This window comes from Jatrophihabitans sp. (assembly GCF_036388195.1).
In the GTDB taxonomy this organism is placed as follows: Bacteria; Actinomycetota; Actinomycetes; order Mycobacteriales; family Jatrophihabitantaceae; genus Jatrophihabitans_A.
Window position 1 is genome coordinate 19,957 of record NZ_DASVSG010000025.1, and the last position, 26,072, is coordinate 46,028.

The following is a 26,072-nucleotide window of genomic DNA, read 5'->3' on the forward strand; positions in this document are numbered from 1 at the left end:
GCGACCGGAAGCCGCAGCCGTGCCTGAGGGTCATACCCTGCATCGGTTGGCTCGCGAGCAACGCAGGTTGTTCGCCGGCCGGACGGTGCGGGCCAGCAGCCCGCAGGGCACCTTCGCAGAAGGCGCCAGCGCCATCGACGGCCTGGTGCTGCGGCGTACCGAGGCCAAGGGCAAGCACCTGGTGCACCACTACCAGGACGGCCCCACCCTGCACATCCACCTCGGCCTGTACGGCAGCTTCACCACCGGCTCGGGCCTGGCGCCCGAGCCCAAGGGAGCGCTGCGGTTGCGGCTGGTGGGCGAGGATGTCTGGACGGACCTGCGCGGTCCCAACACCTGCGAGTTGCTCGAGCCGCACGAGGCCGCCGCGCTGTTCGCCCGGCTCGGGCAGGATCCGCTGCGCCGGGACGCCGACCCGCTGCTGGCCTACCGCCGGATCAGCCGCAGCCGGGTGGTGATCGCGGCGCTGCTGATGGACCAGACGGTGGTCGCCGGAATAGGCAATGTCTACCGGGCTGAACTGCTGTACCGCCACCGGATGGACCCCTACCTGCCGGGCCAGGCCGTGAGCCTGCCCACCTGGCTGGCCATGTGGGACGACCTGGTGACCCTGATGCGGGCCGGGGTCCGGGTCGGCCGGATCGAGACGCTCTATCCGCAGGACCGTCCCCGCAAGCGTGGCCCGCTGGCCCGGGACGAGGCCGGCTATGTCTACCGCCGGGCCGGGCTGCCCTGCCGGGTGTGCGGCACCGAGGTGCGGACCGAGATGCTGGTCGGGCGCAACCTGTACTGGTGCCCGTCCTGCCAGCCGGCCGGATCAGCGGGCGCCCTCTAGTCGACGGCCTCCAGCCGGCCGCTCGCGGTCAGGGCGGTGGCTCGGCGCCTGGCGTCGGCGGCATCCAGCGCCTGGATCAGCCGGGGACGCAGCTCGTGCGCCCCGATCACCGCGTCGACCGAGCCCACCTCGACGGCCCGCTGGATGCTGTGGATGGCGTCGAACTCCGCCGCCACCTCCGCCAGTTTCTCGACCCGCACGGTGCTGCGCAGCGTCACCAGCTCGGTGGCCAGGGCCGCCCGCTGCACCCCGGTCGCTGCGGCGGCGCGTTCCTGCAGCTCCACGATGCGCGGGTCGCGAGCCAGCCGGGCGTCCACCTCGCCGGTGAACACCACCGCCGCGGCAGGCGCGCCGCCGAGCACCGAGGCGTACGAGCCCTCGATCGCCAGCACCGTCATCTCGCTGTTCAGCGCCTTGGAGAAGACCACGAATGCCCCGCCGTGATAACGGGAAACCACGCAGAACACGATCGGGCCCTTGAAGTTGACGACTGCTCGGCCGATCTCGGCGCCGTACTCCAGCTGCAGGTTGCGCATCGAGTCCGGCGAGCCGTCGAAGCCGGACAGGTTGGCCAGCATCACCACCGGGCGGTTGCCGCTGGCGGCGTTGATGGCCCGGGCGGTCTTCTTGGACGAGCGTGGGAACAGCGTGCCGGCGGTCCACAGGTCCGGGCCGTCGCTGGGCGGGAAGCCGCGCCGCGGGATGGCCCGGGACTCGATGCCGATCAGGCACACCGGACGGCCACCGAGGTGGGCATCGAACACGACGGAGGTCTCCGCATCGGCCATTCCGGCCCAGCGCTCGAACACCGAGAGGTCCTGGTCGGCGACCGCCCGCATCAATGACCTGATGTCGAAAGGCTTCTTGCGATCGGGGTTGCCGGTCGGGGAGAAGATCTCGCCGACCGTGCGGAACTCGCTGTCGGCCAGCTGGTGCGGGTAGTCGCTGATGTCCCGCTCGACCGGGTCGGAGCTCTTGGCCATCCGCGGGGTGTCCTCCCCCGGCGCGATGTAGCTGTGCGCGTAGTGACTCATCAAGAGCTCGCAGGCGGCGGCCAGGTTGGGCACCCAGTACTGCGCCTGGCCGTTGGGCCCCATCACCCGGTCATAGCCGCCGATGCCGAAGTTGTCCTCGGCCGACACCCCACCGGAGAAGTCCAGGGACTGCTTGCCGGTGAGCACCATCGCGCTGTCCGGAGTCATCACCAGGATTCCCTTGGTGTGCATCAGCATCGTCGCTTCGGCGTTCCAGTACGGCTGGGCGCCGACGTTGATGCCGGCGACCACCACGTTGATCTCGCCGCCGGCCTGGGTGAAGGTGACGATCCGGCGCAGCGCGCGCGCCACCCAGTCCATGTTCTCGGTGCCCGAGTCCATCGAGATCCGGGCGCCGGCCGAGAGCGCGAACCACTCCACCGGAACCGCGAGCTCCTCGGCGAGGTCCAGGGCGGCGATGATCCGGGCGCATTCGGGCTCGGCGACCGCGCCCAGCGCCCGGGTCGGATCGCCCAGCAGCACCACCCGGGTGACGCCCTGCGGGTGCCGGTCGGTCGGGGTGCTGGCCAGGCCCACCACGATGCCGGCGCGGTTGCCGCCCGGCGGCCGCTGCACCGGGGCCAGCCTGCCGTTCTCGTCCAGGTCGCACTCGGTGAACCTGCCGTCCCGGCCGGTGAGCATTCCCACGAGTTCGTAGGGGTAAACCGTGCCGCGCCGGCGCGCCCGGAGCACCTTCTGGGCGTAGTCGTCCAACGGGTGCAGCCAGTCGGTCAACCGGCCGCTGACGGAGGTGACCACACCGGCGCCGGGCTGGAAGGAGAAACGCACGACGGTGCTGCGGGCTCGGCCGTCCGGCGCGACCACCATGCCCTCGGCGATCACCTCTTCGATGCCGGCGCCCACCGTGAGCGGTGAGATGGTGCGCTGCAGGGCGGTCAGCTCCGAGACCGGGGCGTCCACCGTGGGCCAGATGTGCAGCGCCACGTAGTTCATGTCCAGCCGGGCGCCGCCGAGGCTGGCCCGGGCCCGCCTGATCGCCTCGCCGCAGCTGGCCACCGCGCGCTCGGCGTGCGGCAGCGCCACGACATGGCCGTCGGCATCGCGGACCACGGCGAACTCCCGGATCTGGGCCAGGGCCACCAGCCGCCGGTCCGCCTCGTTGTTCGGCGCCACCAGCAGGTACAGCAGCACGTCCTCGGGGGCCTCCAGGCGGGTGATCTTGAACTTCTTCAGCCGCCACATCTTCAGCCGGCGGCCGACCATCGGGTGCATCCCGCGCACCAGGTCGTCCTCGACCAGCGCGTCCGCGCTCCCCACCTGCGGCCGGAAGGTGTAGTAGGACACCGATCGGCCTGAGCCCGGACAGATGGCTGTGACCACCCGGCGAACCAGCCGGGTGAGCTCCAGCTTGGCAAGAATGGCGTTCAGCTCCGCCGAGGCCTCGGCGGCCGAGTCCGGCACCTCGGGCCAGCGCACGTACAGGTCCAGGACGCACTGGTGGGCAGCCGGCGCATCCTTCAGTTGCTGCTCCAGCGCCGTGACCAGGGCAGAGCCCGGCGCCAGCTCCGACAGGTCGGCGACCGTGGTCACCAGGTGGGTCGGCCGCGCGTCCAGGGTGTAGTCACACACCACGAACGGCCGGCCGGCCACGTCGAAGTTGCGCAGGTCGTGCAACTCGTACTCGCGGTAGTGCCGGCGAGCCAGCACCTCCAGCATCGGCTCGTGCTCGCCGATGCCGGCCTCCAGCCGTTCGGCCAGGAACCGCACGATCTGCTCGGGAATCGCGGCCAGCGCGTTGATCCGCTGCGCGTAGTCCGGCGCGTCCGGATTCGCTGCCAGGTAACGGACCTCGTCGCGCACCCCGGCCAGCACCGAGGCGCGGACGGTGTCCACCAGCGGCTGGTCGAACCACCGGAACCGGACGCTGCGGGCCAGGTCACCGACCACCGGGTACCGCAGCTGGGTGGCGGCCACCAGCCGTTCGAGCACGTCGCGGACCTGCTCGGCGATGTCCTCGCCAGGAGCGTCGTCGAGCATCCACTGCTGCAGCAGCTCGGCGACCAGGCGCAGATGCGCCGGAGCGACCGGCTGGGCGAGGAAGATCCGGTAGACGGCTTCTTCCAGCGCGGGGGTGCGTTCGAGGTCGCTGACCCCGTAGTGGGTCAGCGCCTGGGACAACCGCTGCCGGAAGGCCGGGGGCAGTTGCTCACGATCGACGTCCAGGCTGTGCAGGTAGGAATGGAAGTACTCCCGCGGGCTGTGCACCCTCTCGTGCGGGAGCTCCTCGCCACCAGGACGGTTGCGGCTCAGCTCGCACAGGTCGGCGAAGGCCCGGAAGACCCCGAGCTCGGCTGTCAGCGGGTTGTGGCCGCTGCTGACCAGCTCCGCCCGGAAACGCTGGTAGGCGCTCAGCGTCCGGACCGCGTCGTCCTCGCTGAGGTCGAAGCCCAGCAGCAGGCTGCGCAGGTCGTCCAGGCAGCCCGCGGCCCGGGCCGCCGCCGAGCCGCTGCGCCCGGTCGGCAGCTCCAGCTCCACGGCTTCGGACTCCTGCGCCGCGCTCTCGTCGACGGCGTCGAGTTCGACGATGGGCTCCAGCCGGATCATGGGCGTGCCGGTCTCGACCTGCCCACCGGTGGAGACCAGCAGCTCGCGCACCCTGGCCGCAAACGGCGCCGACAGCACCGTCTCCATCTTCATGCTCTCCAGCACCAGCACCGGGGCGCCGGCCGCGACCTCGTCGCCGACCGCCACCGGGACCGCCACCACCAGAGCAGGCGCCGGCGAGCGCAGCACGCCGCCCTCGTCCCGGCTGACCCGGTGCGTCACGCCGTTGACCTCGACCAGGTTGATCGCCCCGTGCACCGCGCTGATCACCCGGTACCGCTGGTCGCCGACCTCCAAACGGCTGGCGTAGCCGTTCAACCGCTCGATCCGGGCATCCACGGTCCGGGCCTCGTCGTCCTGCCCGACGCCCACCCGGTAGCGGTTCGGGCCCAGCTGCGAGACGTTCACCCGGTAGCTGGTCCCGCGCAGGCTCAGGTCGATCGCCCGGCTGACCTTGTGCCGGGCCTGCGGCCGGCCGCCGTGCGCGGTGGCGAAGAAGTGCAGCCGCTCGGCGCCCTCCTCCAGCTCGTTGGCCTCGATCGCGGCGGCCACCAGCGCGATGCCGGCATGCTGGTGTGACACCAGGCCGCCCTCGGCGCGGGTGCGGTCGATCCAGCCGGTGTCGGCGGTGGCCGCGATCACCTCGGGCTCGGCCAGCAGGTCCAGCAGGAAGCTCTTGTTGGTCGCGCCGCCCTCGATGATCACGGTGGTGTCGGCGACCGCCCGGCGCAACCGGGCCAGCGCCTCGTCCCGGGTCCGGCCGTGGGCGATGATCTTGGCGATCATCGAGTCGAAGTCGGCGGGAATGGCGTCGCCGCTGCTGAACCCGGTGTCCACCCGCACACCGGGCCCGTCCGGCAGGTCCAGCACCGCGATCCGGCCAGGAGCCGGGGCGAAGTCCCGGTCGGGATCCTCGGCGTTGAGCCGCGCCTCGACGGCATGCCCCAGCTCGGCCGGCGGCTGGCCGTTGAGCCGGCCGCCGGCTGCGACCTCGAGCTGGATCTTGACCAGGTCGAGGCCGGTGGTGAGCTCGGTGATCGGATGCTCGACCTGCAGCCGGGTGTTGACCTCCAGGAAGGCGAACATCCCGTCGCTCGGGCGGTACAGGAATTCCACGGTGCCCGCGCCGCGGTAGTCCACCGCCAGGGCGAGCCGTTCGGCCGATGCCTTCAATGTCGCGACCTGGGCCGGCGCCAGCACCGCCGAGGACGATTCCTCGATCACCTTCTGGTTGCGCCGCTGCACCGAGCAGTCGCGGACCCCGATGGCCCACGCGTTGCCCTGGCCGTCGGCAACCACCTGAACCTCGACGTGCCGGGCGCCCGACAGCATGGTCTCCAGGAACATCACGCCGCTGCCGAAGGCCCGGACGGCCTCGTCCCGGGTCTGGTTGAAGGCGGCGGTCAGCTCCTGCGCCGACCGCACCACCCGGATGCCCCGGCCGCCACCGCCGGCGGTGGCCTTGAGCATCAGCGGGTAGCCGAGCGTCTCGGCCTTGGTCAGCGCCAAGCGCAGGTCGTCCACGGCGCCCTGGCTCCACGGCGCGACCGGCACGCCGACCTTCTCGGCCAGCAGCTTGGACCCGATCTTGTCACCGAGCGCCCGCATCGCTGCCGCGCTCGGCCCGATGAAGGTGACCCCGAGCCGCTCGCACAGCTCGGCGAAGGCCGGATCCTCCGCGACGAATCCCCATCCCACCCAGGCGGCGTCGGCGCCGGTCTCCCGCAGCGCGCGTTCGAGCACCGCGTAGTCGAGGTAGGGGCGGGCCGATGCGGGACCGAGCGGGTATCCGAGGTCGGCTTCCCGGACGAACTTGGCCGAGCTCTCGGCGTCGGTGTAGAGCGCGACCGTCTCGATCTGGTCGCCGCCGGCGGCGTTCAGCTCGCGCACGGCGTGGATGAGGCGCATCGCGGCCTCACCCCGATTGACGATGGCAACCCGCCTGAACACCGCTGTCCTCCTTGTGGTCGACGTCTCACCCTAACGGCTGAGCGGAGGGCCACGGTGTGCCCGGGCAAGGGCGGGCAACGTGGAGGTTCTGGGCAAGGTAGACTGGTCCTTGGTAGCCGGCACAGTTCTGCCTCCGGCTCTCTTTGGTCCCACACCACGCGCCGCGACCGCTGGTCTGCGCCGGGCAGGACGACCTTCTAGTTTCTGGAGTTCTTCTTATGGCGGCTGACCGCCCCCGTTCGTCCGTTTCATCCTCTCCTACCTCCCAATCCTCGCCCGCCGGCTTCGCCGAACTCGGCGTCCCGAGCGCTCTGGTGGCCGTGCTGGCCGCCAACGGCGTCACCACTCCCTTTCCGATCCAGCGCGCGACGCTGCCCGACTCCCTCGCCGGCCGGGATGTGCTGGGCCGGGGCCGGACGGGTTCGGGCAAGACCTACGCCTTCGCCCTTCCGGTGCTGGCACGGTTGGCCGGCAGCGACAAGCCGCGGCGGCCCAAGCGCCCGCGGGCATTGATCCTGGCCCCGACCCGGGAGCTCGCCAGCCAGATCGAGGCGGCCCTGGCACCGCTGGCCAAGGCGCTGTCGCTGCGTACCCTCACCGTCTTCGGCGGCGTCGGAGCCGGCCCGCAGGTCAGCGGCCTGCGGTCCGGGGTCGACGTGCTGGTGGCCTGCCCCGGCCGGCTGGAGGACCTGATCTCCAGCGGGCACGCCGACCTCAGCGATGTCGAGATCACCGTGCTGGACGAGGCCGATCACATGGCTGACCTCGGCTTCCTGCCGTCGGTCCGGCGGCTGCTGGACCGGACTCCGGCCGCGGGCCAGCGGATGCTGTTCTCGGCCACCCTGGACGCCGGCGTCGACGTGCTGGTCAAGCGGTACCTGCACAACCCGATCACCCACAGCGTCGACTCGGCCCAGTCACCGGTCTCGCAGATGTCCCACCACGTGCTGCACCTGGCGGCCGATGACCGGCTGCCGGTGCTCGTCGAGCTGACCGCGGCGCCCGGGCGGACCCTAGTGTTCACCCGCACCAAGCACGGCGCGAAGAAGCTCACCCGCCAGCTGATCGCCTCCGGTGTGCCGGCGGTGGAACTGCACGGCAATCTCAGCCAGAACGCCCGGACCCGCAACCTGGAGGCCTTCTCCGACGGCAGCACGCACACGCTGGTGGCCACCGACATCGCAGCCCGCGGCATCCACGTCGATGACATCGGCCTGGTGGTGCATGCCGACCCACCGGTCGAGCACAAGGCCTACCTGCACCGATCGGGCCGGACGGCTCGCGCCGGGGCCGGCGGCACCGTGATCACGCTGATGACCGACGACCAGGTCGCCGACGTCCGTGACCTCACCCGGCGGGCGGCGATCAGCCCGACCGTCACCCGCACCCGGCCGGGCCACCCGCTGCTGGCCCAACTCGCTCCCGGCGAGCGGGCGTTCGTGACGCCGGTACCCGGCTCGATCACCGCGGAGCCGGCTGGACGTAGCCACAGCTCCGGGCGCGGCTCCAGCGGCCGGCCCGGCGGCGGCCGGGGCAAGCCCGCGACCGGTTCAGGATTCGGTGGGCGGGGCTCGAGCCAGGGCGGCGCCGGGCGGGTTTCCACCGGCCGGCCCGCATCGGGGCGGACCTCCGCAGTACGGGGCTCGTCGAGCACTCCGGCGCACACCAGCGAGAGCAGGACCGCAGGCCCTCGGGTCTCCGGCGCGGCCGCCTTCTCGGCCGGCGCGCGTCCGCGGGGCCGGCGTACCGGGTCCTGACCCGATCTGGCGATTGAGGCTCGGCCAGCCGGTATGGGCTGTATAGTTGCTTCCCAGCAGCCCACCTAGCGGCTGTCAGGTAGCGCATGAGACGCGCCTGGTCTGTGACGTGGCTCGACAATGGCCCCCAAGCAGGTAGCAGAAACGGTCATCGCGGCTGCCCTTACCGGCCCGCCGATAGACCGATGGTGAAAGGAATACCGTCGTGGATACCGACGACTACGGTCCCTGGGACGACTGAGGGACATCTGACCGGAGCGGGTTGCCTCTTTGGAGGCGGCCCGCTTTGTCAGTCAGAAGGGGCTACGCTGAAGCTGTGCCCAATGACATGGAATTACAGATTCTTACCGTCCTACAGGGCATGAATGCCTCTGGAAGGCCTGCCACCTTCGGCGATCTGGCCCGCGCGTTCGGGGTCAGCTCGGACCTGATCGCCTTGCACGCCAAGCAACTGGTAGCCGAGGGACGTGCGCAGCCGTCCATGATCAACGTTCGGGGCGTTCCCACGTTGCACGGCCTGATGCCTCTGCCCAACCCCAGCGTGACCTGAACACCCGTTCGGGCGAGCAGTGCCCGGCAGCGCATCCTCCGGCGGCCCGCACGTCCCCGCCGGCTCTATCCACCATGGAGAATCACACTGTGAACACTGCTGAAAACCCGGCAGCATCTGAGAGCACCCCGAACGCCAGGACATCCCACGGCAGCGCCATGTTCTCCGGCGCAGGGGTTCCTGCGCAGGCCGGCGGCCAGAAGCCCGAGACCGAGCAGTTGAACATGCGGATCCGGGCCGACCTGTACCGCCAGCTCGACCGGATGTCGGTCATCCTGGGCGCCCGCCGCGGCGTGCCGACCAACCGGGTGACCGTCGTGGAAGAAGCGCTGGCCGCCTACTTCGAGGCCAACCGCACCAGCTGAGCTGAGCAGGCTCAACCCAGCTGCGAATCGACGTAGCACCAGCGCCACGCCTCGCCGGCCTCCACGCTGCGCATCACCGGGTGATCGGTGTGGGCGTAGTGCTTGTCGGCATGCTTGCCGTCCGAGGAATCGCAGCAGGCGACGTGCCCACAGGTGAGGCACATCCGCAGGTGCACCCAGCTCAATTTCTCGTCGAGGCATTCCTGGCATTTACCCGGGGTGTCCGGCCGGGCGGTCCGGCCCGCGGCCTCCAGATGGTCGCACTCCTGACCGGAGATGAGGCTGCGCAACGGCTCGTCCCGGGGCAGCTCGTCCTCGCCCTCGTCGAAGCGGTCGATCAGCGACTCCTCCAGGTCCAGCACCCGCATCACGGCTTGCAACACCTCATGATCGAGCACCCCCGAGTCGCGCACCTTCAGCAACTCCTCGCGCTCTGCCTGCAGCATCAGCAGCCGCAGCCGCCGGTAGTGCTCGCTGGGTGTCAGCAGGTCGGACTCGTCCGGGCCGAGCCGCTCCCATGCCGCATTCACCTGGTGACCGACCCGCTGGCGCAGGCCCTCGGTCACCTCGGCCGGGGTGTCCTCGTCGGAGTGCTCCTCCAACGCCCGCAAACCCGCGTCGGTGACCTGCTGCATCAGGCCCGCTTCCTGCAGCGCGTCCTCGGCCCGGCTGGGCCCGCGCAGGTTCAGCCGGTGCACCAGCCACGGCAGGGTGGTGCCTTGCAGCAACAGGGTGCCGCCCACCACCACCAGCGCGGCCAGCACCAGCACGTCCCGGTAGGGGATGTCCTCCGGCAGCAGGAACACCGCGGCCAGCGTGACCACTCCACGCATGCCGGCCCAGGAGATCACTGCGGGATAGCGCCACGGTGGCGAGGGATCGGCCTCGCGGATCCGGCGGGACAGCTTGCGGGGCAGGTACGTCGCGGGAAAGACCCAGAGCGGGCGCAACAGGACCGCGGCCGCCAGGATGGCCAGGCAGGAGCCGATCAGGTGCCAGTGGTTGAGCGGCGAGCGCCAGGCGTTGTCGACGATCACCCGTACCTGCAGCCCGATCAGCAGGAACACCGAGTTCTCCAGCAGAAACTCGACCGTTCGCCAGTTGGTCCGTTCGGCGATCCGGGAGGCCGCGCTCTGCCAGACCGGCGCGCGATGACCCAGGATCAGGCCGGCGACCACCACCGCGATGATTCCGCTGGCGTGGATCTGCTCCGCGGGCAGATAGGCCAGGAACGGCGCCAGGAACGAGACGGTGGTGTCGAGCACCGGATCGGTGATCCGGCGGCGCAGCAGTCCCAGCAGCACGGCCACCGCGGCGCCGACGAGCACCCCGCCACCGGCCGCCCGCACGAAGTCTCCCGCAGCGTGCAGCACGGTCACCGATCCGGCGGAGGCAGCGATCGCGGTACGCAGCGCCACCAGCGCGGTGGCGTCGTTGAACAGCGATTCCCCTTCCAGGATCGTCACGATGCGACGCGGCATGCCCACCCGGCGGGCGACAGCGGTGGCCGCCACCGCATCCGGCGGAGCGATCACGGCGCCGACCGCGACGGCGGCCGCGAACGGCACCGGCAGCAGCAGCCAGGCGACCAGGCCGACACCGAAGGTGGTGAACAGGACAAGTCCCACCGACAGCAGGCCGATCGAGCGCCGGTTGGCCTTGAAGTCCACCAGCGAGGTGCGGATGGCGGTGGTGTAGAGCAGCGGCGGCAGCAATCCGAGCAGCACCAGGTCCGGGGTCAGCGCCACGTCCGGCACGAACGGCAGGTAGGAACCGGCGATGCCGGCGAGGACGAGCACCAGCGGCTCGGAGACCTTGAACTGGCGGGCCGCGGCGGCCAGCAGGGTCGACACTGCCACCAGAACCACCAGGCCGACCGCGATATCCACCTAGTCATCCTGCCAGCCCGCGAGGGTTAGCGCCGACGCGGCCGGGGAAATCCCCGCGGCATAGGGTCGGTTCGGACGGCAGCGCGCGATCTGCTGACACGATCGATACCCGCGCGGCAGATTGTCGTAGGGTGCAGCGGAGATCCACTGCGGAGGAGGGCCTCGATGACCGGTTCCCGGGCGTTGCTGATAGTCGACGTACAGCCGACCTTCTGCGAGGGTGGGGAGCTGGCGGTGTCCGGCGGCAACCTGGTAGCTGACCGGATCGCCGACCACCTGAAGGCGCACCGGGACGACTACCGGCTGACGATCACCAGCCAGGACTGGCACCAGGACCCGGGCGCGCACTTCTCCGAGCATCCCGACTTCGTCGACAGCTGGCCGCCACATGGACTGGCCGGCACCCCGAACGCCGAGTTGCACCCCGCCGTGGCTGCTGCCCTGGCGCCCTCGGGTGCTGATGTGACGATCAAGAAAGGGCTGCGCCAGGCGGCGTATTCGGCGTTCGACGGAACGGCGCCGGACGGCCGGACGCTGGCCGAGGTGCTGCGTTCCGCCGGGATCGACGAGCTGGATGTGTGCGGCATCGCCGAATCGCACTGCGTTCGTGCCAGCGCGCTGGACGCCCTGGCGGCGGGGCTGACGGTGCGGCTGCTGACCGACCTCACCGTTCCGGTCACCGAGGAGTCCGGCGCGGCCGCCCGCGCCGAGATCAGCTCGGCTGGCGGTGTGCTGACCACGTCGGGCGCCGGCAGCCGCTGATGACGACGGTTCACGCGCTGATGACGACGTTCCCGCGCTGATGGAGACGTTCAACCGCTGATGGAGACGTTCGAGCACCTGCGGCGGGCTGACACCGTGCTGCTGAGCACCAGGCGGCGGGACGGCTCTACCGTCGACACCCCGGTCAACCTGGCGGTGGACGATCAGGGCATCGGGTACTTCCGGACCTGGTCGACCTCGGGCAAGGCCCGGCGGCTGCGGAACTTCCCCGGCGTCCGGGTCGCGCCGTGCTCGCTCACCGGACGCCCGCAGGGTTCGGATCAGCCGGCGCTGGCCAGCCTGTTGTCGGGCGTCGATGCCGAGCGGGCCCGGACGCTTCTGGCTGGCCGGTTCCCGATCCTGCACGGGCGCCTGGTGCCGCTGTTGCACCGGATGTTGAAGCACGACACCGTCCACTACCGGCTGGCGCCGACCGAGGAGCCGACGCCCTGGCAGGGCTGACGGGTCCAGGCACAGCAAGCCCAGGCACAGCGAGCCCAGACACAGGCGGGCCGGACCCAGACAGTCCGGACACAGGCTGGCCCGGAACGGCAGCGCCGTTCCGGGCCATCGAACCGTCCGCCAGAAGGGTCAGACCGAGATCGCCTGCCGGTTCTGGGCGTCGCTCTGGATCATGATCTTGCGGGGCTTCGCCTTCTCGGCGACCGGGATCGTCAGGCGCAGCACGCCGGCCTGGTAGCTGGCCTCGATCTTGTCGGTGTCGAGGGCATCGCCCAGGATGACCTGCCTGCTGAACACCCCGCGCGGGCGCTCGGCCGCGATCAGCTCGATGTCCTTGTCCGACTGCAGGCGCCGCTCGGCACGCACCGTCAGCACGTTGCGCTCCACGTCAAGGTCGACGCTCTCCGGGTCGACGGCGGGCAGGTCGAATTCGACGATGAAGCGGTCGCCCTCGCGCCAGGCGTCCATCGGCATACCGGTCGGCCGTGCCACCGTGCCGAAGACCTGGGAGGCCATGCGGTCGAGTTCACGGAACGGGTCGGTACGGATGAGCATCGTTGCCACCTCCACAAGTGACGGGTTGAAGTGTCTCCTTAGTCGCATCTGCCAACTCACCTAATGTGCACTGGCTGATGTAGATTTGTTGTATCAAATTTTCTAGACTGATGCAAGCAGCAGAGAGGAGGTTGTCCGATGGAGATCCCCCAGCCAGATCCCGACCGCGGCCTGTACGGCATCACGGTGGCCGCCGAGCTGGTCGGCAGCGGTCCGCAGAACCTGCGCCAGTACGAGGCACGCGGCCTGGTCACTCCGCAGCGCACCGCCGGCGGCACCCGCCGGTACAGCGAGAACGACCTCACCCGGTTGCGCGACATCGGCGGGTTGCTCGATGCCGGGCTCAACCTAGCCGGCATCGAGATGGTGCTCGCCCTGCGTACCGCCAATGCTCAGTTGCAGGCCGAGATCGAGAAGCTGAGCGGGCAGCCGGCCCCGGCAGCCCGACCCAAGCAACCCAAGCGATCCACCGGGCGAACCCCCGCCCCCACGGGTGATGCGGCTGAGGCAAAGACGGGTTCCTAGCCGGTCCGGTTCAGCACCTGGGCGTCGTGGCGCTCACCCTTGCCGGGTGGCGCCAGGGCAGGTTCACTGGATCCGCTAGGTAGCACTCCTGCCGGGCGAGCAAGGCCCTGCACGCATTGCAGACGATCGATTACCGTCTGTTTCTCACGGGGGAATCATGAAGTTGAGCAACGCTCAGCGACTGTGCCTTGCCCTGGCCGGCGCGAGCCTGCTCACCTCGGTAATCGGGGCGAGCGTGGCAGCTCCGGCCGCGGCTTATTCGAGTTATCTGACCCGGGCGCCCTACCTGACCGATCGGACGGCCTCCGCCGTCAAGGTCAACTTCGCGACGACCGCGCCGATCGTCAAGGTCCGGATCAAGTACGGGCTGTCCAGCGGCGGCAGCTGCAGCACGACCAAGGCGACGGCTGCCACGACCAGCAGGCAGGGCCACACGATCACGTACCCGACGAGCACCGGGACCGCGACGAGCAATGTCTATCAGTGGAAGGCGCAGCTCAGCGCGCTGACCAGCGGCGCCTACTGCTATCGCCTCGAGGGCGCCACCAGCGCCACGTCGACCACCTATGTCGACCTGTTGGGCTCGACGGTGAGTTCGCCGACCTTCAGCATGGCGCCGCCCGACCGGTTCGCTGTGATCGGCGACTGGGGGCAGACCGGCAGCGCCGCGCCGGGTTACCTCAACAGCGCGCAGGCCAACGTCATCTCCCGGATGGCCAGTGGCGGCTCGGACTTCGCCGTCTCCACCGGCGACATCGGCTATCCGAGCGGGACCCAGTCCACCTACGGCGATCTGCAGCACATCGGCCGGGACGTCAGCGCGGTGTTCGGGCCGCGCTACTGGCCGGTCGCCGGCAAGAAGCTGCCGATGTACCCCGCGCCGGGCAACCACGGTTACACCAGCACGTTCAGCGACATGTGGCCCTCGACCTCGATCGCCGCGACGTCGCGCGGCAGGGCGTCCACCAGCACTCATACGGTGAACGGCGTCTCGGTGGCCACCCCCGACTACTGGTACGCCTTCAACGTCCGCGGCTGGCGGCTCTACATCCTCACCGCGGCCTGGTCGGACAGCAGCGTCAGGAATCCGTATGCCGTGGACTACAAGCAGCACTGAGCGCCGGGGCGGCAGAGCGCACCTGGCTGACCAATGATCTGACGGCCAACGCGGCGATTCCCAAGATCGCGGTCATGCATTACCCGCTGTACTCGGCGGTGCGCCATGGGGATGTCCAGGACACCTACCTCACTGCGCCGCCGGACGGCAGCCAGAGCGTGGAGAGCCTGCTGGCCAGCCACAACGTCAAGCTTGTACTGAACGGACATTCACACATCTACGAGCGGAACCGCCCGCACCGCGGCATGGTGTCGATCGTGACCGGAGGCGGTGGCGCTGGCCTCAATCCGGTGGACACCACGATCGGCGGCCGGTGCTCGCAGACCTATCCGGACACCGGCGGGGCGGTGGTGGCAGTGGCCCGCGGGTGGAGCAGCACTGGCGGCAGCGCGTGCAACGGCGCAGCCAAGCCGACGTCGACCGCGCAGGTGTATCACTACGTCCGGGTCACCCTCGGCACAGGAACGGCGAAGGTAGAAGCGATCGATTCCACCGGCGCGATATTCGATACAACTACGGTAAGTTAATGCTCAGTTCCAGAAGGTCACATTTAGCTCCGCTGGGACGAGATTTATACCAGTTACCTTTATTTGCGAAGGCATTCCTCAAGAACTTGACAAGAAATAAACTGCCCCTAGCCAGGTATCTAAAGCTCGTGTTAGTTTGGCTCTACGGCCAATTGGCCGAGCGGGCACAGATCCATCAGGCATTATGGTCGCCCTTCGGCCTGACGGGGAGCTAGAGGCGAACCCACGCGCGATTTGGTACTCCATACTCACGCGGGGGAAGGAGCATGGGTCACTCCATGTCTACTCGTCACAGCTCATCACGTCGCACGCGCCGGAATCGCCGTGCGGTTGCCGCGGTCGCCGCGGGTGCAGGCATCGCCCTGCTGGGCGGCATCACGGTTGCCCAGGCTTCCATCCCCAGCTCCACCGGCGTGATCAGCGCCTGCTATGACGCCAAGAACGGCCAGACTCGCATCGTCGAGGCGGGCACCAAGTGCCTGTACAACGAGAAGGCGATTACCTGGAACCAGAAGGGTGCCACCGGCGCAACCGGGCCTCGGGGCGCGACGGGTGCCACCGGAGCCACCGGCCCCAAGGGTGCAACCGGCGCAACCGGTCCCCAGGGCGCAACCGGACCTCAGGGCGCTACCGGCGCGACTGGTCCCCAGGGAGCCACCGGCCCCAAGGGCGACACCGGCGCAACCGGACCCCAGGGCACAACCGGAGCCACTGGACCCCAGGGAGCCACCGGCCCCAAGGGCGACACCGGAGCTCAGGGTCCGCAGGGCGAGGTAGGACCGGCCGGCCCCATGGGTCCGCAGGGCGAGAAGGGTGACACCGGAGCGACTGGTGCTACCGGCGCCACGGGCGCAACTGGTGCCACCGGCCCGCAGGGTGAGAAGGGCGACACCGGAGCCACGGGCGCGACTGGTGCTACCGGCGCCACGGGCGCAACTGGTGCCACCGGCCCCCAGGGCGAGAAGGGTGACACCGGAGCGACCGGTGCCACCGGCGCTCAGGGCGAGCAGGGCATCCAGGGTGAGACCGGCGCGACTGGTGCCACCGGCGCTCAGGGAGAGCAGGGCGAGAAGGGCGACACCGGAGCGCAGGGCCCGCAGGGCATCCAGGGCGAGACCGGCGCGCAGGGCATCCAGGGCGAGACCGGCGCGCAGGGCGAGCAGGGCATCCAGGGTGAGACCGGCGCGACTGGTGCCACCGGCGCCCAGGGCCCCCAGGGCGAGGCCGGTCCGGCTGGCCCGATAGGTCCGCAGGGGCCGCAGGGTGAGAAGGGCGACACCGGCGCGACTGGTGCTACCGGAGCCACCGGCGCTCAGGGCCCGCAGGGTGAGACTGGCGCACAAGGTATCCAGGGCGAGACCGGTGCCACCGGCGCGACTGGTCCCGCCGGCCCCCAGGGTGAGGTCGGTCCTGCAGGACCGCAGGGAGCGCAGGGCGATGCCGGTCCGATGGGTCCGCAGGGCCCCATGGGACCCCAGGGTGAGACCGGGGCCGCAGGTGCCAAGGGCGACACCGGCGAGATGGGTCCGGCAGGCCAGACCGGCCCGCAGGGCGCTGCCGGTCCGCAGGGTGTCGCTGGCGAGACTGGAGCCACGGGTCCCGCTGGAGCCACAGGTCCCGCTGGCCCCCAGGGCGAGAAGGGTGACACCGGAGCTACCGGCCCGGCTGGTGCAGCTGGCCCGGCTGGCCCGCAGGGCCCGGCTGGTCCGACCGGCGCCACGGGTGCAACCGGTGCGCAGGGTCCGGCTGGAACCGTCGCGAACACGACCATCGTGACCGGAGCTCCGGCCTCGACGGGTGGCAACCCGGCGGTGGGCACCACATCTCCCACCTCAACTGCCACTTGCCCCGCTGGGACTAAGCTTCTTGGTGGCGGTGCGACAGTTACGCAAGGGTCGGGTGCTCGGGGAGCAGTCTCGGCGTCGTACCCATCCAGCTCCACCACCTGGTCAGGTAACGCCGTCGTCACCGTTAGCAGTGGCGGGAACGTCACGATCACCGCGTACGCGATCTGCGGTTCCTGATCGGCAAGTAGCGCGGTAAGACCGTAGGAAGCGGGCCCGCCAGGCAACTGGCGGGCCCTGCTTCTTGGTCAAGCCCCGGCAATACCGATGCCGGTCACGATTACCCCACCAGTTCGCTGTGACCAATCGCAGATGCCTGAGCAGCCGGGCGTCCCGGGCTAAGATGAGCGTTACTTCCTTGTTAGATCACAGACGCCGTTGAACGTCCAGCGGCAGGTAGAACACCACGACAGGATGCTGGAGAAAGATCATGCGCAGTGGCACATCGGACACGTTCCTGAAGAGGGCCGGGAGCCGCTTCGTCGCGCTGATCATGTGCGTCGCCGTCCTGGGGCTGACCGCCTGCGGAGGCGACGACGACGGCACCGCCAAGCCGGATCCGAAGAAGGCGGCGAACGCGCTGGCCGCCGGCCTGGACGCCCAGGCCAAGGGCAACCTCGACGAGGCGGCCGCCCAGTACAACGAGGCCCTGAAGTACGACAAGAAGAACAAGTACGCGCTGTACGACCTGGCGTTGATCGACGCGGCCCGATCGAACTACGGCGAGGCGGAGAACAAGTACCGGGTGGTGCTCGCGATCGACCCCGCGTTCGAGCCGGCCCTGTTCAACCTGGCCATCCTGGTCAAGGCCAAGGGCAACAACGCCGAAGCCATCTCGCTGTACAAACGGGCCATCGCCGCAGCACCCAAGGACGCCGCCGCGCACCTGAACCTGGGCCTGCTGCTGCGCGCCACCGGCCAGAAGGCGCAAGGCGATGCCGAGGTCAAGAAGGCGATCGCGCTGAACCCGAAGCTCAAGGACCCGGCCGCCTCGGCAAGCACGCCGCCCAAGTCTCCGGTGGCCTCGGAGTCGGCCAGCCCGGACGCCTCACCGACTCCGTCCTAGCGCAGCCGGCAGCGAAGCGGTCCCACGGCCGATACGTTCGACGCCCCGCGGATCTGAAACACTGTGCTGCGGAGACCCGGCATGTTCGGCGCTCTCCGGGCCTCTAGCTCAATGGCAGAGCTGCGGACTTTTAATCCGTAGGTTGTGGGTTCGAGTCCCACGGGGCCCACTGCCGGACCTGGGCGGTGTGCCAGCTCCGGTGGGGGTCGGCCACCGTCGAATGGCCGCTCTGGGGAAGTGATGATCTTCGGCGATCCGCCCACCGCTCCGCGGACCGAGTCTCGCCCCCAATCAGTTGTCCTGAACTCCCGGGGACGCCGTTGACCTCCCGTCCGCCGAGGTCGCTCCTCGGAGGTGCCCGGCAGGTTTCAGCCGAAGGCCAACCCTCCCGGGCGACCTTCGCGGAGAGCGGCCAAGTGCTCGTCATAGTTCAGGTGGTCGAAGATGGAAGTCCCCTCGAGCATCCGAGCCTGCAGCCCCTTCTCTCTGGCCTCGATCGCCTCCGCCACGTCGACCGCGGCAGCGAACTCTTCCTGCGCGCCAATGACAAGCCCGTCATCGTCGCCGACGATCAACTCGCCGGGCTCGACCCGCACACCACCGAGGGAAAGGCTGAGCCCGATCTCGGGAAGTAACTTTGCTGGGTAAGCGTTGGGGGCAAACCCGGTCGACCACACCGGCATCGACAGTCCAGCGAGGGTGGCCGTGTCACGTGAACGCCCCAGGATCACAAGCCCCGCCAAGCCTCGGCGCTGCGCCTCGGTGGCGAAGAGCTCACCGGCGACAGCCCGGTCCTCGCCGCCAGCGTCCACGACCAGGACATCCCTCGGACCGGACTCCCGCAGCGCATGGATGACAGACATCAAGTCGCGATTCGCCCGAGCTGTAACAACCCGCCCTGCCATGTGGCCGCCCGGCGCAACCGGGCGCAGGGAAGCGGGCAGGACGCGCAACGTCGGCGCGGCGTCAACCAGGCTGGTCGTCGAAAGCTCGCTCAAGCGGTCGAGCACGGTCTTGGCTGTCATGAAGTCGTCCTTACGTCATGCGGTTGTCTTGCCGATCGGTAGCGTCCGGTGCCGGCGCACCTTGACGCAACCCCTGATGGCATACGTGCGCCTTCCTGTCCGCTGCAGGTGGCAGACGAATGCAGCAGCACTACTGACTTCTGCCACTGCTGCGGTTACAGTGGCAGACCTCACCCCCCTCACACAGCAGAGGAAAGGCCTGTGCATCGACACACATACGGCGTTCTGGGCGCCGTGGCCGTCATGCTCACCAGCATGGCGGTCATCCCTTCAGCAGCCACGGCTGCTGCGCCGCGGAACGAGTCGCCGGCCTCGGCCGCTCACCGCTCGGACAACCACCCGGGCCCGCTGACCGCTCGCCAGGAAGCCCGGCGCAAGGAAGCGCAGAAGCTCATCCGGTCCGGCAAGGCATCGCCGAACTCCGACGGCGTCGTCCAGCTCGCCGACGACAAGTACTACCAGGCGGCGGTGTCCGGCACCGGCCGCGTCTTCACCATCCTCTCCGAGTTCGGCGCCACGGGCAGTGGCAAGCTCGGCAGCACCCCCGGCCCCTTGCACAACCAGATCGCGCAGCCGAATCGCACCGTCGACAACAGCACCGCGTGGACGAGCGACTTCAACCGCGCGTACTACCTCAACCTCCTCTTCGGCTCAGGCGAGTCGTTCAAGAACTTCTACACCGCGCAGTCGGCGGGTCACTACACGGTTGAGGGCGACGTCAGCAACTGGGTCCAGGTCCCGAACAACGCCTCCACCTACGGCGACAACACCGTGGAGAACAACGGCGGCGCCTGGCAGTTCATCTCCGACTCCGGCAACGCGTGGTACAACGCCCAGAAGGCCGCCGGCCGCTCGGATGCCGACATCAAGGCGCAGCTGGCCACCTTCGACGTCTGGGACCGCTACGACTACGACAGCGACGGCAACTTCGACGAGCCGGACGGCTACCTGGACCACTTCCAGGCCGTGCACGCCGGTGAGGGCGAGGACGGAAACGGCGGCGAGGACGCGATCTGGTCGCACCGCTGGTACGTCAACCAGACCGACTACGGCATGACCGGCCCCACCGTCGGTGGCACGCAGGTCCGCTTCGGCGGCTCCCAGATCGGCAACACCGGCATCTGGATCGGTGACTACACGGTCGAGGCGGAGAACGGCGGCCTCGGGGTGTTCGCGCACGAGTTCGGCCACGACCTCGGCCTGCCGGACCTGTACGACACCAACGGCGGCGACAACGGCACCGGCTTCTGGACCATCATGTCCGCGGGCTCCTGGCTCAACCACGGCACCGTCGACATCGGCACCACCCCGAACCACATGGGCCCGTGGGAGAAGATGCAGCTGGGCTGGCTGTCCTACTCGGTGGTGTCGCAGGGGCAGGGCGGCAGCTACACGCTGAGCCCGTCTGCCGTGCAGACCACTGGCCAACCCCAGGCGCTCGTCGTCGATGTGCCTGACCAGGCCATTCAGAAGACCTTGGCCACCCCGGCTTCGGGCAGCTACGCCTGGTGGACGGGCAGCGCTGACAACCTCAACTCGACGCTGACCCGCACCCTCAACCTGACCGGTGTGCGCACCGCGACGGTCCAGGCCAGCGCGTGGTACGACATCGAGGAGGGCTACGACTACCTCCACGCCGAGTACTCGACCAACGGCGGGTCCACCTGGACCGAGATCGGCAGTCCGCTGACCGGCTCGTCCAACGGCCGCTGGGGCACCCTGAGGTACTCCGTTCCGGGTGGTCAGCCGACGCTGTTCCGCTACCGGTTCCAGAGCGACAGCGGCGTGCACCTGGCCAACGCGTTCCTCGACGACATCACGGTGAAGTCCGGCGGCACCACGCTGCTGAGCGACAACGTCGAGTCCGGTGACAACGGCTGGACCGCTGCCGGCGGGTTCAAGCGCAGCACCGGCACCGAGTCGACGACCGGCGACCGGTACTACCTCGCCGAGAACCGGACGTACGTCGGCTACGACGCGACGCTGCAGACCGGCCCGTACCAGTTCAGCAAGGGCATCACCGCGCCGAACTGGGTGGAGCGGTTCCCGTACCAGGACGGCTTGCTGGTGTGGGCCGTGGACGAGACGTACACCGACAACAACACGATCGACCACCAGGGCCACGGGTTGGCGCTGCCGGTCGACGCGCGGCCGGCTCCGTTCAAGTACTCCGACGGCACTCAGCCGGGCAATCGGCGGCAGCCGTTCGACGCCACCTTCGGCCTGCAGGCGACCGACGCGGTCGCGCTGCACAAGGAGGTCACGGTGGGCAGCGGCAAGAACGCCACGACCCAGACGTTGACTGCCTCGGCCCCGTCCAACGCGGGTATCCCGACCTTCAACGACTCGGTCACCGACCGGTACTGGTCCTCGGCGAACCCGCTGTCCTCGGCGTACGTCGCAGGTCACGGCGTCACGATGACCGTGACGAGTCAGGTCACCAACGGAACGCTCGCCGTGACGGTCAACAACCCGTCCTGACGTCGTTCGCAGCAGGCAAGCAGGCCCGCCCCGGATCTCCGGGGCGGGCCTGTCTGTTTGTTGGGCTAGAACGCGCCGGGTCAGGAGCGGCTACTTGACCTCCGACCTCATCACCAGCCGAAGCCCGACGGCCAGCGGGATGACCAGCCACACGAGTTCGGTCACCCCGAGGTGCGCCCACTCCGCGCTGGTCGGCGAGCCGTTGAACAGCACGCCCTGGGCGTAGTTGACGTCGACCCACGGCCGCAGCTTCTCGAACCAGTCCTGGCTGATGGCCAGCACCTCCAGCACGCCGGTCAGCACGAACGAGTAGACGAAGTACGCGACCATGGCGCCCGACGAGCTGCGGATCAGCACCCCGAGCATGAAACCGGTCATCAGGCCCAGGACGTTGGCCAGCACGATGCAGAGGCACTCCACCAGCGACATGTCCCAGACCACCGGGGTGCCGGTGATCGCGGTGCCCACCAGATTGCCGAGAGCGCCGATCGCGAACGCCAGCAGCATCGAGACGACCCCGACCATGACCGAGCAGATCGCCTTGGCGAGGATCACCCGGCTGCGGTGCGGCACCAGGGCGAACGTGGTCAACCCGCTGCGCTGGCTCCACTCGCTGGTGACCGACAGGATCGCCACCATCGGCAGGATGACCACCATCGGAAAGCCGATCGCCGCGCCGAACGTCGCGTAGGTGAGCTCGCTGTCCGGGGCGAACAGGATCACCGCGGTGGTGGCGATCAGCGCCGTGATAGCGATGCTGGCCATCAGCCAGAACCCCGAGCGGGTGTTGAACATCTTGCGCAGTTCGACCTTGGTCAGCCGCGACAGCGGCACCGGCGCGATCGGGACGTGCCGGATGATCCGGCGCTGGTGCAGGACGGGTTCGGCGTGGACGGCGGTCATGCCGCTGCTCCTTCTCTTTGGGTGGTGGCGGTGAGCTCGAGGAACATCTCCTCCAGGCCGGCGCCGTCGGCGGGCCGCAGTTCGGTGAGGGCGATCCCTGCCTGCAGAGCCACCTTCCCGACCAGCACCGGGTCGGCGTCGGTGCGCAGCGCGCCGTCGGACAGGGTTGCGGCGAGTCCGCAGGCATGCAAAGCCCGTTCGAGCTGGCTGAGGTCGGCGGCCCGGACGACGGCGCCGGCCGCTTGGAGCAGCTCGGTCTTGGTGCCCTGCGACACGATCCGGCCGTTGCCGATCACCACGATGTCGTCGGCGATGACCTCGATCTCGTGGAGCAGGTGCGAGGAGAGCAGCACGGTCCCGCCCCGGTTGGCGTAGTCGCGGAGCAGGTCGCGCATCCAGCGGATGCCGGCCGGGTCCAATCCGTTGGCCGGCTCGTCGAGGATCAGCACCTCCGGATCGCCGATCAGGGCGGTGGCGATGCCGAGCCGCTGACGCATTCCGAGCGAGTAGTTGCCGACCCGGCGGTCGGCCTCGGCGCCGGTGAGGCTGACCAGCTCGATCATGTCGCGGGTCCGAGCCGCGGGTAGCCCCATCGTCTGCTGGGCGATGGTGAGGATCTCGCGGCCGGTGCGGCCTGCGTGCTGCGCGGAGGCGTCGAGCAGCACCCCGACCTCCAGCCCCGGGTTGGGCAGGTCCCGGTACCTGCGTCCAGCGATGGTGACGGCTCCGGACGTGGGCGGGGTGAGGCCGACGATGATCCGCATGGTGGTCGACTTGCCGGCGCCGTTGGGACCGAGGAACCCGGTCACCCGGCCCGGCCTGGCGGTGAAGCTGATGCCGTCGACGGCGGTGTACGCCCCGTACTTCTTGGTGAGCGCTTCGACTGTGATCATGAACGCGGCCCTCGCCGCTTCGTGGTCAACGTTGGGACAGGCATAACCCCTGCACCTTTCCTTGGAGATCGGCCCGCTTGGGCCCCGCCGCGGGTTGCGGCTCGATGAAGCAAGCCTGGCCCCGGCAGGGCGCCGAAACTTCCGGGACGGCCCTGAGACGACCCCTGTTGTGACGGCTGTGCGGGTCAGGGTCTGCCCCACCTGAGACCCCGGAGGACTGCCGGTCCCGGCCGGTAGGGTGCTGGGGAGGGTCAAGGTCGATAGGACAGCCATGACGCGATGGGTAGCGCTGCTGGCCGGTATCAACATCGGCGGCAAGACGACGGTGCCGATGGCCCAGCTGCGCACCGTCTTCGCCGATCTCGGTTACCGGGACGTCCAGACCTATATCCAGAGTGGCAACGTCGTCTTCGCCGAAGACACCGGCGACGAGGGCAAGGTGATCGCCGCCATCCGTCCGGCGCTGTCGGCCACGTTCGGCTGGGACATCGAGGTGCTGCTGCGGACCGCGCCGGAACTGGCCGCGGTGGTGGCCGGCAACCCGTTCCTGGAGCGGCAGGACGATCCGACGAAGCTGCTGGTCACCTTCCTGTCCGCCGAACCCGCCGCCGACCGGGCAGCACGGCTGCAGCAGCCGCCAGCCGGCGAGACCGGTGAGGTGGCCCTCGCGGGCCGCGAGGTCTACGTCCACGCGCCGGACGGCTACGGCAGGAGCAAGCTCAACAACGCCTACCTGGCCAGGGTGCTCGGTGTCGCCGCGACGACCCGCAACTGGAAATCGGTTACCAAGCTGCACGAGCTGGCCACGGGCTGAGCGGTGGCCCGCAGGCCGCTGGGTTGATCGTTTCCGCTGCTGTTCGAGCCGTGATCGGACATTTCGCAGTGCGGTATCGTCGATAGTGCGGTCAGCGGATGCGGCGGTCGAAAGGGAGCGGTAATCGGTGGCGGGTTCGAGATATCTCGTGACAGGCGGCGCCGGATTTATCGGCTCCAATTTCGTCCATTCAGTATTGGCCAGCGGCACAGCCGCATCAGTGATCGTGCTGGACGCATTCACTTATGCCGCGAATGAGCAGAGCCTGGCCGAGGTCGCCGACGATATCGAGCTGGTCACCGGAAACATCTGTGACCCCTTGGTGCTCGATCCGCTGGTGGCACGCAGTGACATCGTCGTGCACTTTGCCGCCGAATCCCACAACGACGTCGCGCTCACCTCGCCGGGCCGCTTCCTCCACAGCAATCTGATCGGCACCTACGAGGTCCTGCAGGCCGTCCGCAAGCACGAGCGACGGCTGCATCACATCTCTACCGACGAGGTCTTCGGCGACCTCGAGCTCGATGACCCAGCCTCCTTCACCGAGGACACCCCGTACCGCCCGTCGAGCCCGTACTCGGCGACCAAGGCCGGCGCAGATCATCTGGTCCGCGCCTGGGTACGCTCGTTCGGCGTCGCCGCGACCATTTCGAATTGCTCGAACAATTACGGCCCGCGCCAGCACGTCGAGAAATTCATCCCCCGCCAGATCACGAATGCCCTCGACGGAATTCCATTCAAGGTTTACGGCGGTGGCCGCAATGTCCGTGACTGGATCCATGTAGACGATCACAATTCGGCCGTCCTCACCATCATCGACAAGGGCCGGCTTGGCGAGACCTATCTGGTCGGCGCCAATGGCGAGCGGTCCAATCTTGAAGTGGTGCAAGCCCTTGCCCGATTGATGTCGGTCACGGTTCCCATCGAATTCGTCTCCGACCGGGCCGGGCACGATCTGCGCTACGCCATCGACTCGACGCGGCTGCGGACCGAGCTCGGCTGGCGTCCCGCCTACCAGGACTTCGAGGCAGGCCTGGCAGCCACCATCGACTGGTACCGGCAGAACGAGAGCTGGTGGCGCCCGGCCAAGGCGCCCACCGAGGACTACTACCAGGGCGTCGAGGTCACCGATCGGGTCTAGCTGCCCGGTGATCGAACCTGATGATCGAACCTGGTAGAAATTGTCACCATAACTTTAGCAATTCATGCATGTTCCGAGCGTATCTGCCGATGTAACCTACACGGCGTCCCTCGTGTCTGCATGGAGCGGCTCATGACTCAAACACTTCCCTCCAAGTTCCTACCGATTCAACCGCTCGACGATGACAACGGGGTCACCGAGGCCGTCACGGCCCTCTACACGGACGGGATCGTCGGCCGCAAGGGAGCCTTCTCCCGAGAATGGGTGCAAGTCCTCGGCGAGGACGTCATGGCGGCCTTCGCCGATGCTCTCAACCGCCCGTACGGCGCGGTCGGGCGCGGTCCCAACCGCTGGTACGTCCAGATCCATCCGCAGGCGCTGCGCGGATTCGCGGAGCTGGTGAGCCATCCCTGGATCCAGGCGGTCAGCGAGGCGGTGCTGGGCCCCTCCTACCGGATCGTCGAAGTCGGTTTCGACATCCCTTTTCCGGGCGCGGTGAACCAGCCGTGGCACCGGGACTTCCCCACCCCCCAGGAGACCAACGACGAGCGGCGGCTCACCTCGCTGGCCTTCAATGTGACCACGGTGGACACCACCGATGACATGGGCCCCTTCGAGATCGCCCAGGGCACCCAGTTCGACGACAGCATCGGCTTCGAGCATGCGATGTTCCCGCCGAAATCGCGCTATCCGGAGTACGAGGCGAGGGCGGTTCGCAAGTACCCGCAGATGGGCGACATCTCAGCCCGGTCGGCCTTGGCTATCCACCGCGGCACCACGAACCACTCGAGCAAGCTGCGCCCGGTGCTCATCCTCGGGGTGGTAGGACCGGAGGCTATGGGCGCTGCGCGCCACGAGTTCGCAGTCACCAAGGACTACTGGCAGGCGTTGCCCGAATCGATCAGGCGGCACCTGGACTGCCCGATCGTGGACGAGCTGGTCCCCATCGCTCAGAAGCACACCATCGAAGGGCTGGTGATGGGCGCGGCCTGAGCCGGGCACCACACCCTGG

21 protein-coding genes and 1 tRNA gene are annotated in these 26,072 nt (G+C 69.0%); 16 read left to right on the forward strand and 6 right to left on the reverse strand.

Features of this window, described 5'->3' with window-relative positions; all coding sequences use genetic code 11:
* The first annotated feature begins 19 nt into the window (after positions 1-19).
* Positions 20-835 carry an Fpg/Nei family DNA glycosylase gene (locus VF612_RS02035; protein WP_408658179.1) on the forward strand — a complete coding sequence of 272 codons (816 nt, stop codon included), beginning with the start codon at positions 20-22 and terminating at the stop codon, positions 833-835.
* On the opposite strand, the gene VF612_RS02040 is transcribed toward VF612_RS02035, so the two are convergent.
* Positions 832-6,384, reverse strand: a complete 5,553-nt coding sequence (locus tag VF612_RS02040) for a carboxyl transferase domain-containing protein (RefSeq protein WP_408658180.1) — start codon at positions 6,382-6,384, stop codon at positions 832-834. The genes VF612_RS02035 and VF612_RS02040 overlap by 4 nt on opposite strands.
* Before the next feature lie 218 nt (positions 6,385-6,602).
* Here VF612_RS02040 and VF612_RS02045 point away from each other — a divergent pair, with 218 nt between their 5' ends.
* The 3 genes from VF612_RS02045 to VF612_RS02055 all read left to right on the forward strand — a co-directional run bounded on the left by VF612_RS02045 (position 6,603) and on the right by VF612_RS02055 (position 9,056).
* Positions 6,603-8,141, forward strand: coding sequence for a DEAD/DEAH box helicase (locus tag VF612_RS02045; RefSeq protein ID WP_408658181.1), 1,539 nt, complete (start codon positions 6,603-6,605; stop codon positions 8,139-8,141).
* A gap of 316 nt (positions 8,142-8,457) precedes the next feature.
* Positions 8,458-8,691 carry a hypothetical protein gene (locus VF612_RS02050; RefSeq protein ID WP_408658182.1) on the forward strand — a complete coding sequence of 78 codons (234 nt, stop codon included), beginning with the start codon at positions 8,458-8,460 and terminating at the stop codon, positions 8,689-8,691.
* Positions 8,692-8,780: 89 nt separating this feature from the next.
* Entirely contained in the window at positions 8,781-9,056 is a 276-nt protein-coding gene (locus tag VF612_RS02055) for a hypothetical protein (RefSeq protein WP_408658183.1), read from the forward strand.
* Positions 9,057-9,067: 11 nt separating this feature from the next.
* Here the strand turns inward: VF612_RS02055 and VF612_RS02060 are convergent, their stop codons facing one another.
* Entirely contained in the window at positions 9,068-10,945 is a 1,878-nt protein-coding gene (locus VF612_RS02060; RefSeq protein ID WP_408658184.1) for a Na+/H+ antiporter, read from the reverse strand.
* 165 nt (positions 10,946-11,110) lie between these two features.
* Here VF612_RS02060 and VF612_RS02065 point away from each other — a divergent pair, with 165 nt between their 5' ends.
* Positions 11,111-11,707, forward strand: coding sequence for an isochorismatase family protein (locus VF612_RS02065; protein ID WP_408658185.1), 597 nt, complete (start codon positions 11,111-11,113; stop codon positions 11,705-11,707).
* A 60-nt stretch (positions 11,708-11,767) separates the two neighbouring features.
* On the forward strand, positions 11,768-12,169 hold the full coding sequence (locus VF612_RS02070) for a PPOX class F420-dependent oxidoreductase (RefSeq protein WP_408658186.1): 402 nt from the start codon (positions 11,768-11,770) through the stop codon (positions 12,167-12,169).
* 129 nt (positions 12,170-12,298) lie between these two features.
* Here VF612_RS02070 and VF612_RS02075 read toward each other — a convergent pair whose 3' ends face one another.
* A complete protein-coding gene (locus tag VF612_RS02075) occupies positions 12,299-12,724 on the reverse strand; it encodes an Hsp20/alpha crystallin family protein (protein ID WP_408658187.1) in 426 nt (141 codons plus the stop codon).
* 138 nt (positions 12,725-12,862) lie between these two features.
* On the opposite strand from VF612_RS02075, the gene VF612_RS02080 reads away from it, so the two are divergent.
* From VF612_RS02080 to VF612_RS02105, 6 genes are all read left to right on the forward strand, one after another.
* Entirely contained in the window at positions 12,863-13,249 is a 387-nt protein-coding gene (locus tag VF612_RS02080; RefSeq protein ID WP_408658188.1) for a MerR family transcriptional regulator, read from the forward strand.
* 157 nt (positions 13,250-13,406) lie between these two features.
* Positions 13,407-14,366 carry a hypothetical protein gene (locus VF612_RS02085; RefSeq protein WP_408658189.1) on the forward strand — a complete coding sequence of 320 codons (960 nt, stop codon included), beginning with the start codon at positions 13,407-13,409 and terminating at the stop codon, positions 14,364-14,366.
* A gap of 74 nt (positions 14,367-14,440) precedes the next feature.
* Complete coding sequence (locus tag VF612_RS02090; protein WP_408658190.1) at positions 14,441-14,893, forward strand: metallophosphoesterase family protein; 453 nt, start codon at positions 14,441-14,443, stop codon at positions 14,891-14,893.
* A 413-nt stretch (positions 14,894-15,306) separates the two neighbouring features.
* On the forward strand, positions 15,307-16,917 hold the full coding sequence (locus tag VF612_RS02095) for an exosporium protein (RefSeq protein WP_408658216.1): 1,611 nt from the start codon (positions 15,307-15,309) through the stop codon (positions 16,915-16,917).
* Between the two features lie 250 nt (positions 16,918-17,167).
* Positions 17,168-17,803, forward strand: coding sequence for a tetratricopeptide repeat protein (locus VF612_RS02100; protein WP_408658191.1), 636 nt, complete (start codon positions 17,168-17,170; stop codon positions 17,801-17,803).
* 97 nt (positions 17,804-17,900) lie between these two features.
* A tRNA-Lys gene (locus VF612_RS02105) sits at positions 17,901-17,972 on the forward strand.
* A gap of 199 nt (positions 17,973-18,171) precedes the next feature.
* On the opposite strand, the gene VF612_RS02110 is transcribed toward VF612_RS02105, so the two are convergent.
* Entirely contained in the window at positions 18,172-18,828 is a 657-nt protein-coding gene (locus VF612_RS02110; RefSeq protein WP_408658192.1) for an RraA family protein, read from the reverse strand.
* Between the two features lie 255 nt (positions 18,829-19,083).
* Here VF612_RS02110 and VF612_RS02115 point away from each other — a divergent pair, with 255 nt between their 5' ends.
* Positions 19,084-21,309, forward strand: a complete 2,226-nt coding sequence (locus VF612_RS02115) for an immune inhibitor A domain-containing protein (RefSeq protein WP_408658193.1) — start codon at positions 19,084-19,086, stop codon at positions 21,307-21,309.
* Positions 21,310-21,399: 90 nt separating this feature from the next.
* Here VF612_RS02115 and VF612_RS02120 read toward each other — a convergent pair whose 3' ends face one another.
* Together VF612_RS02120 and VF612_RS02125 are read right to left on the reverse strand one after the other, a co-directional pair.
* The gene (locus VF612_RS02120) at positions 21,400-22,212 is read right to left on the reverse strand and encodes an ABC transporter permease (RefSeq protein ID WP_408658194.1); all 813 of its coding nucleotides are present in this window, start codon (positions 22,210-22,212) and stop codon (positions 21,400-21,402) included.
* On the reverse strand, positions 22,209-23,105 hold the full coding sequence (locus VF612_RS02125; RefSeq protein WP_408658195.1) for an ABC transporter ATP-binding protein: 897 nt from the start codon (positions 23,103-23,105) through the stop codon (positions 22,209-22,211). The genes VF612_RS02120 and VF612_RS02125 overlap by 4 nt, the downstream gene beginning before the upstream one ends.
* Before the next feature lie 271 nt (positions 23,106-23,376).
* Here VF612_RS02125 and VF612_RS02130 point away from each other — a divergent pair, with 271 nt between their 5' ends.
* The 3 genes from VF612_RS02130 (at position 23,377) to VF612_RS02140 (ending at position 26,053) form a co-directional block, all read left to right on the forward strand.
* Positions 23,377-23,919 (forward strand): DUF1697 domain-containing protein, encoded by a 543-nt coding sequence (locus VF612_RS02130; protein WP_408658196.1) that lies wholly within the window; start codon positions 23,377-23,379, stop codon positions 23,917-23,919.
* 148 nt (positions 23,920-24,067) lie between these two features.
* Complete coding sequence (gene rfbB / locus VF612_RS02135) at positions 24,068-25,060, forward strand: dTDP-glucose 4,6-dehydratase (protein WP_408658197.1); 993 nt, start codon at positions 24,068-24,070, stop codon at positions 25,058-25,060.
* A 132-nt stretch (positions 25,061-25,192) separates the two neighbouring features.
* Positions 25,193-26,053 carry a phytanoyl-CoA dioxygenase family protein gene (locus VF612_RS02140; RefSeq protein ID WP_408658198.1) on the forward strand — a complete coding sequence of 287 codons (861 nt, stop codon included), beginning with the start codon at positions 25,193-25,195 and terminating at the stop codon, positions 26,051-26,053.
* Positions 26,054-26,072: the final 19 nt, after the last annotated feature.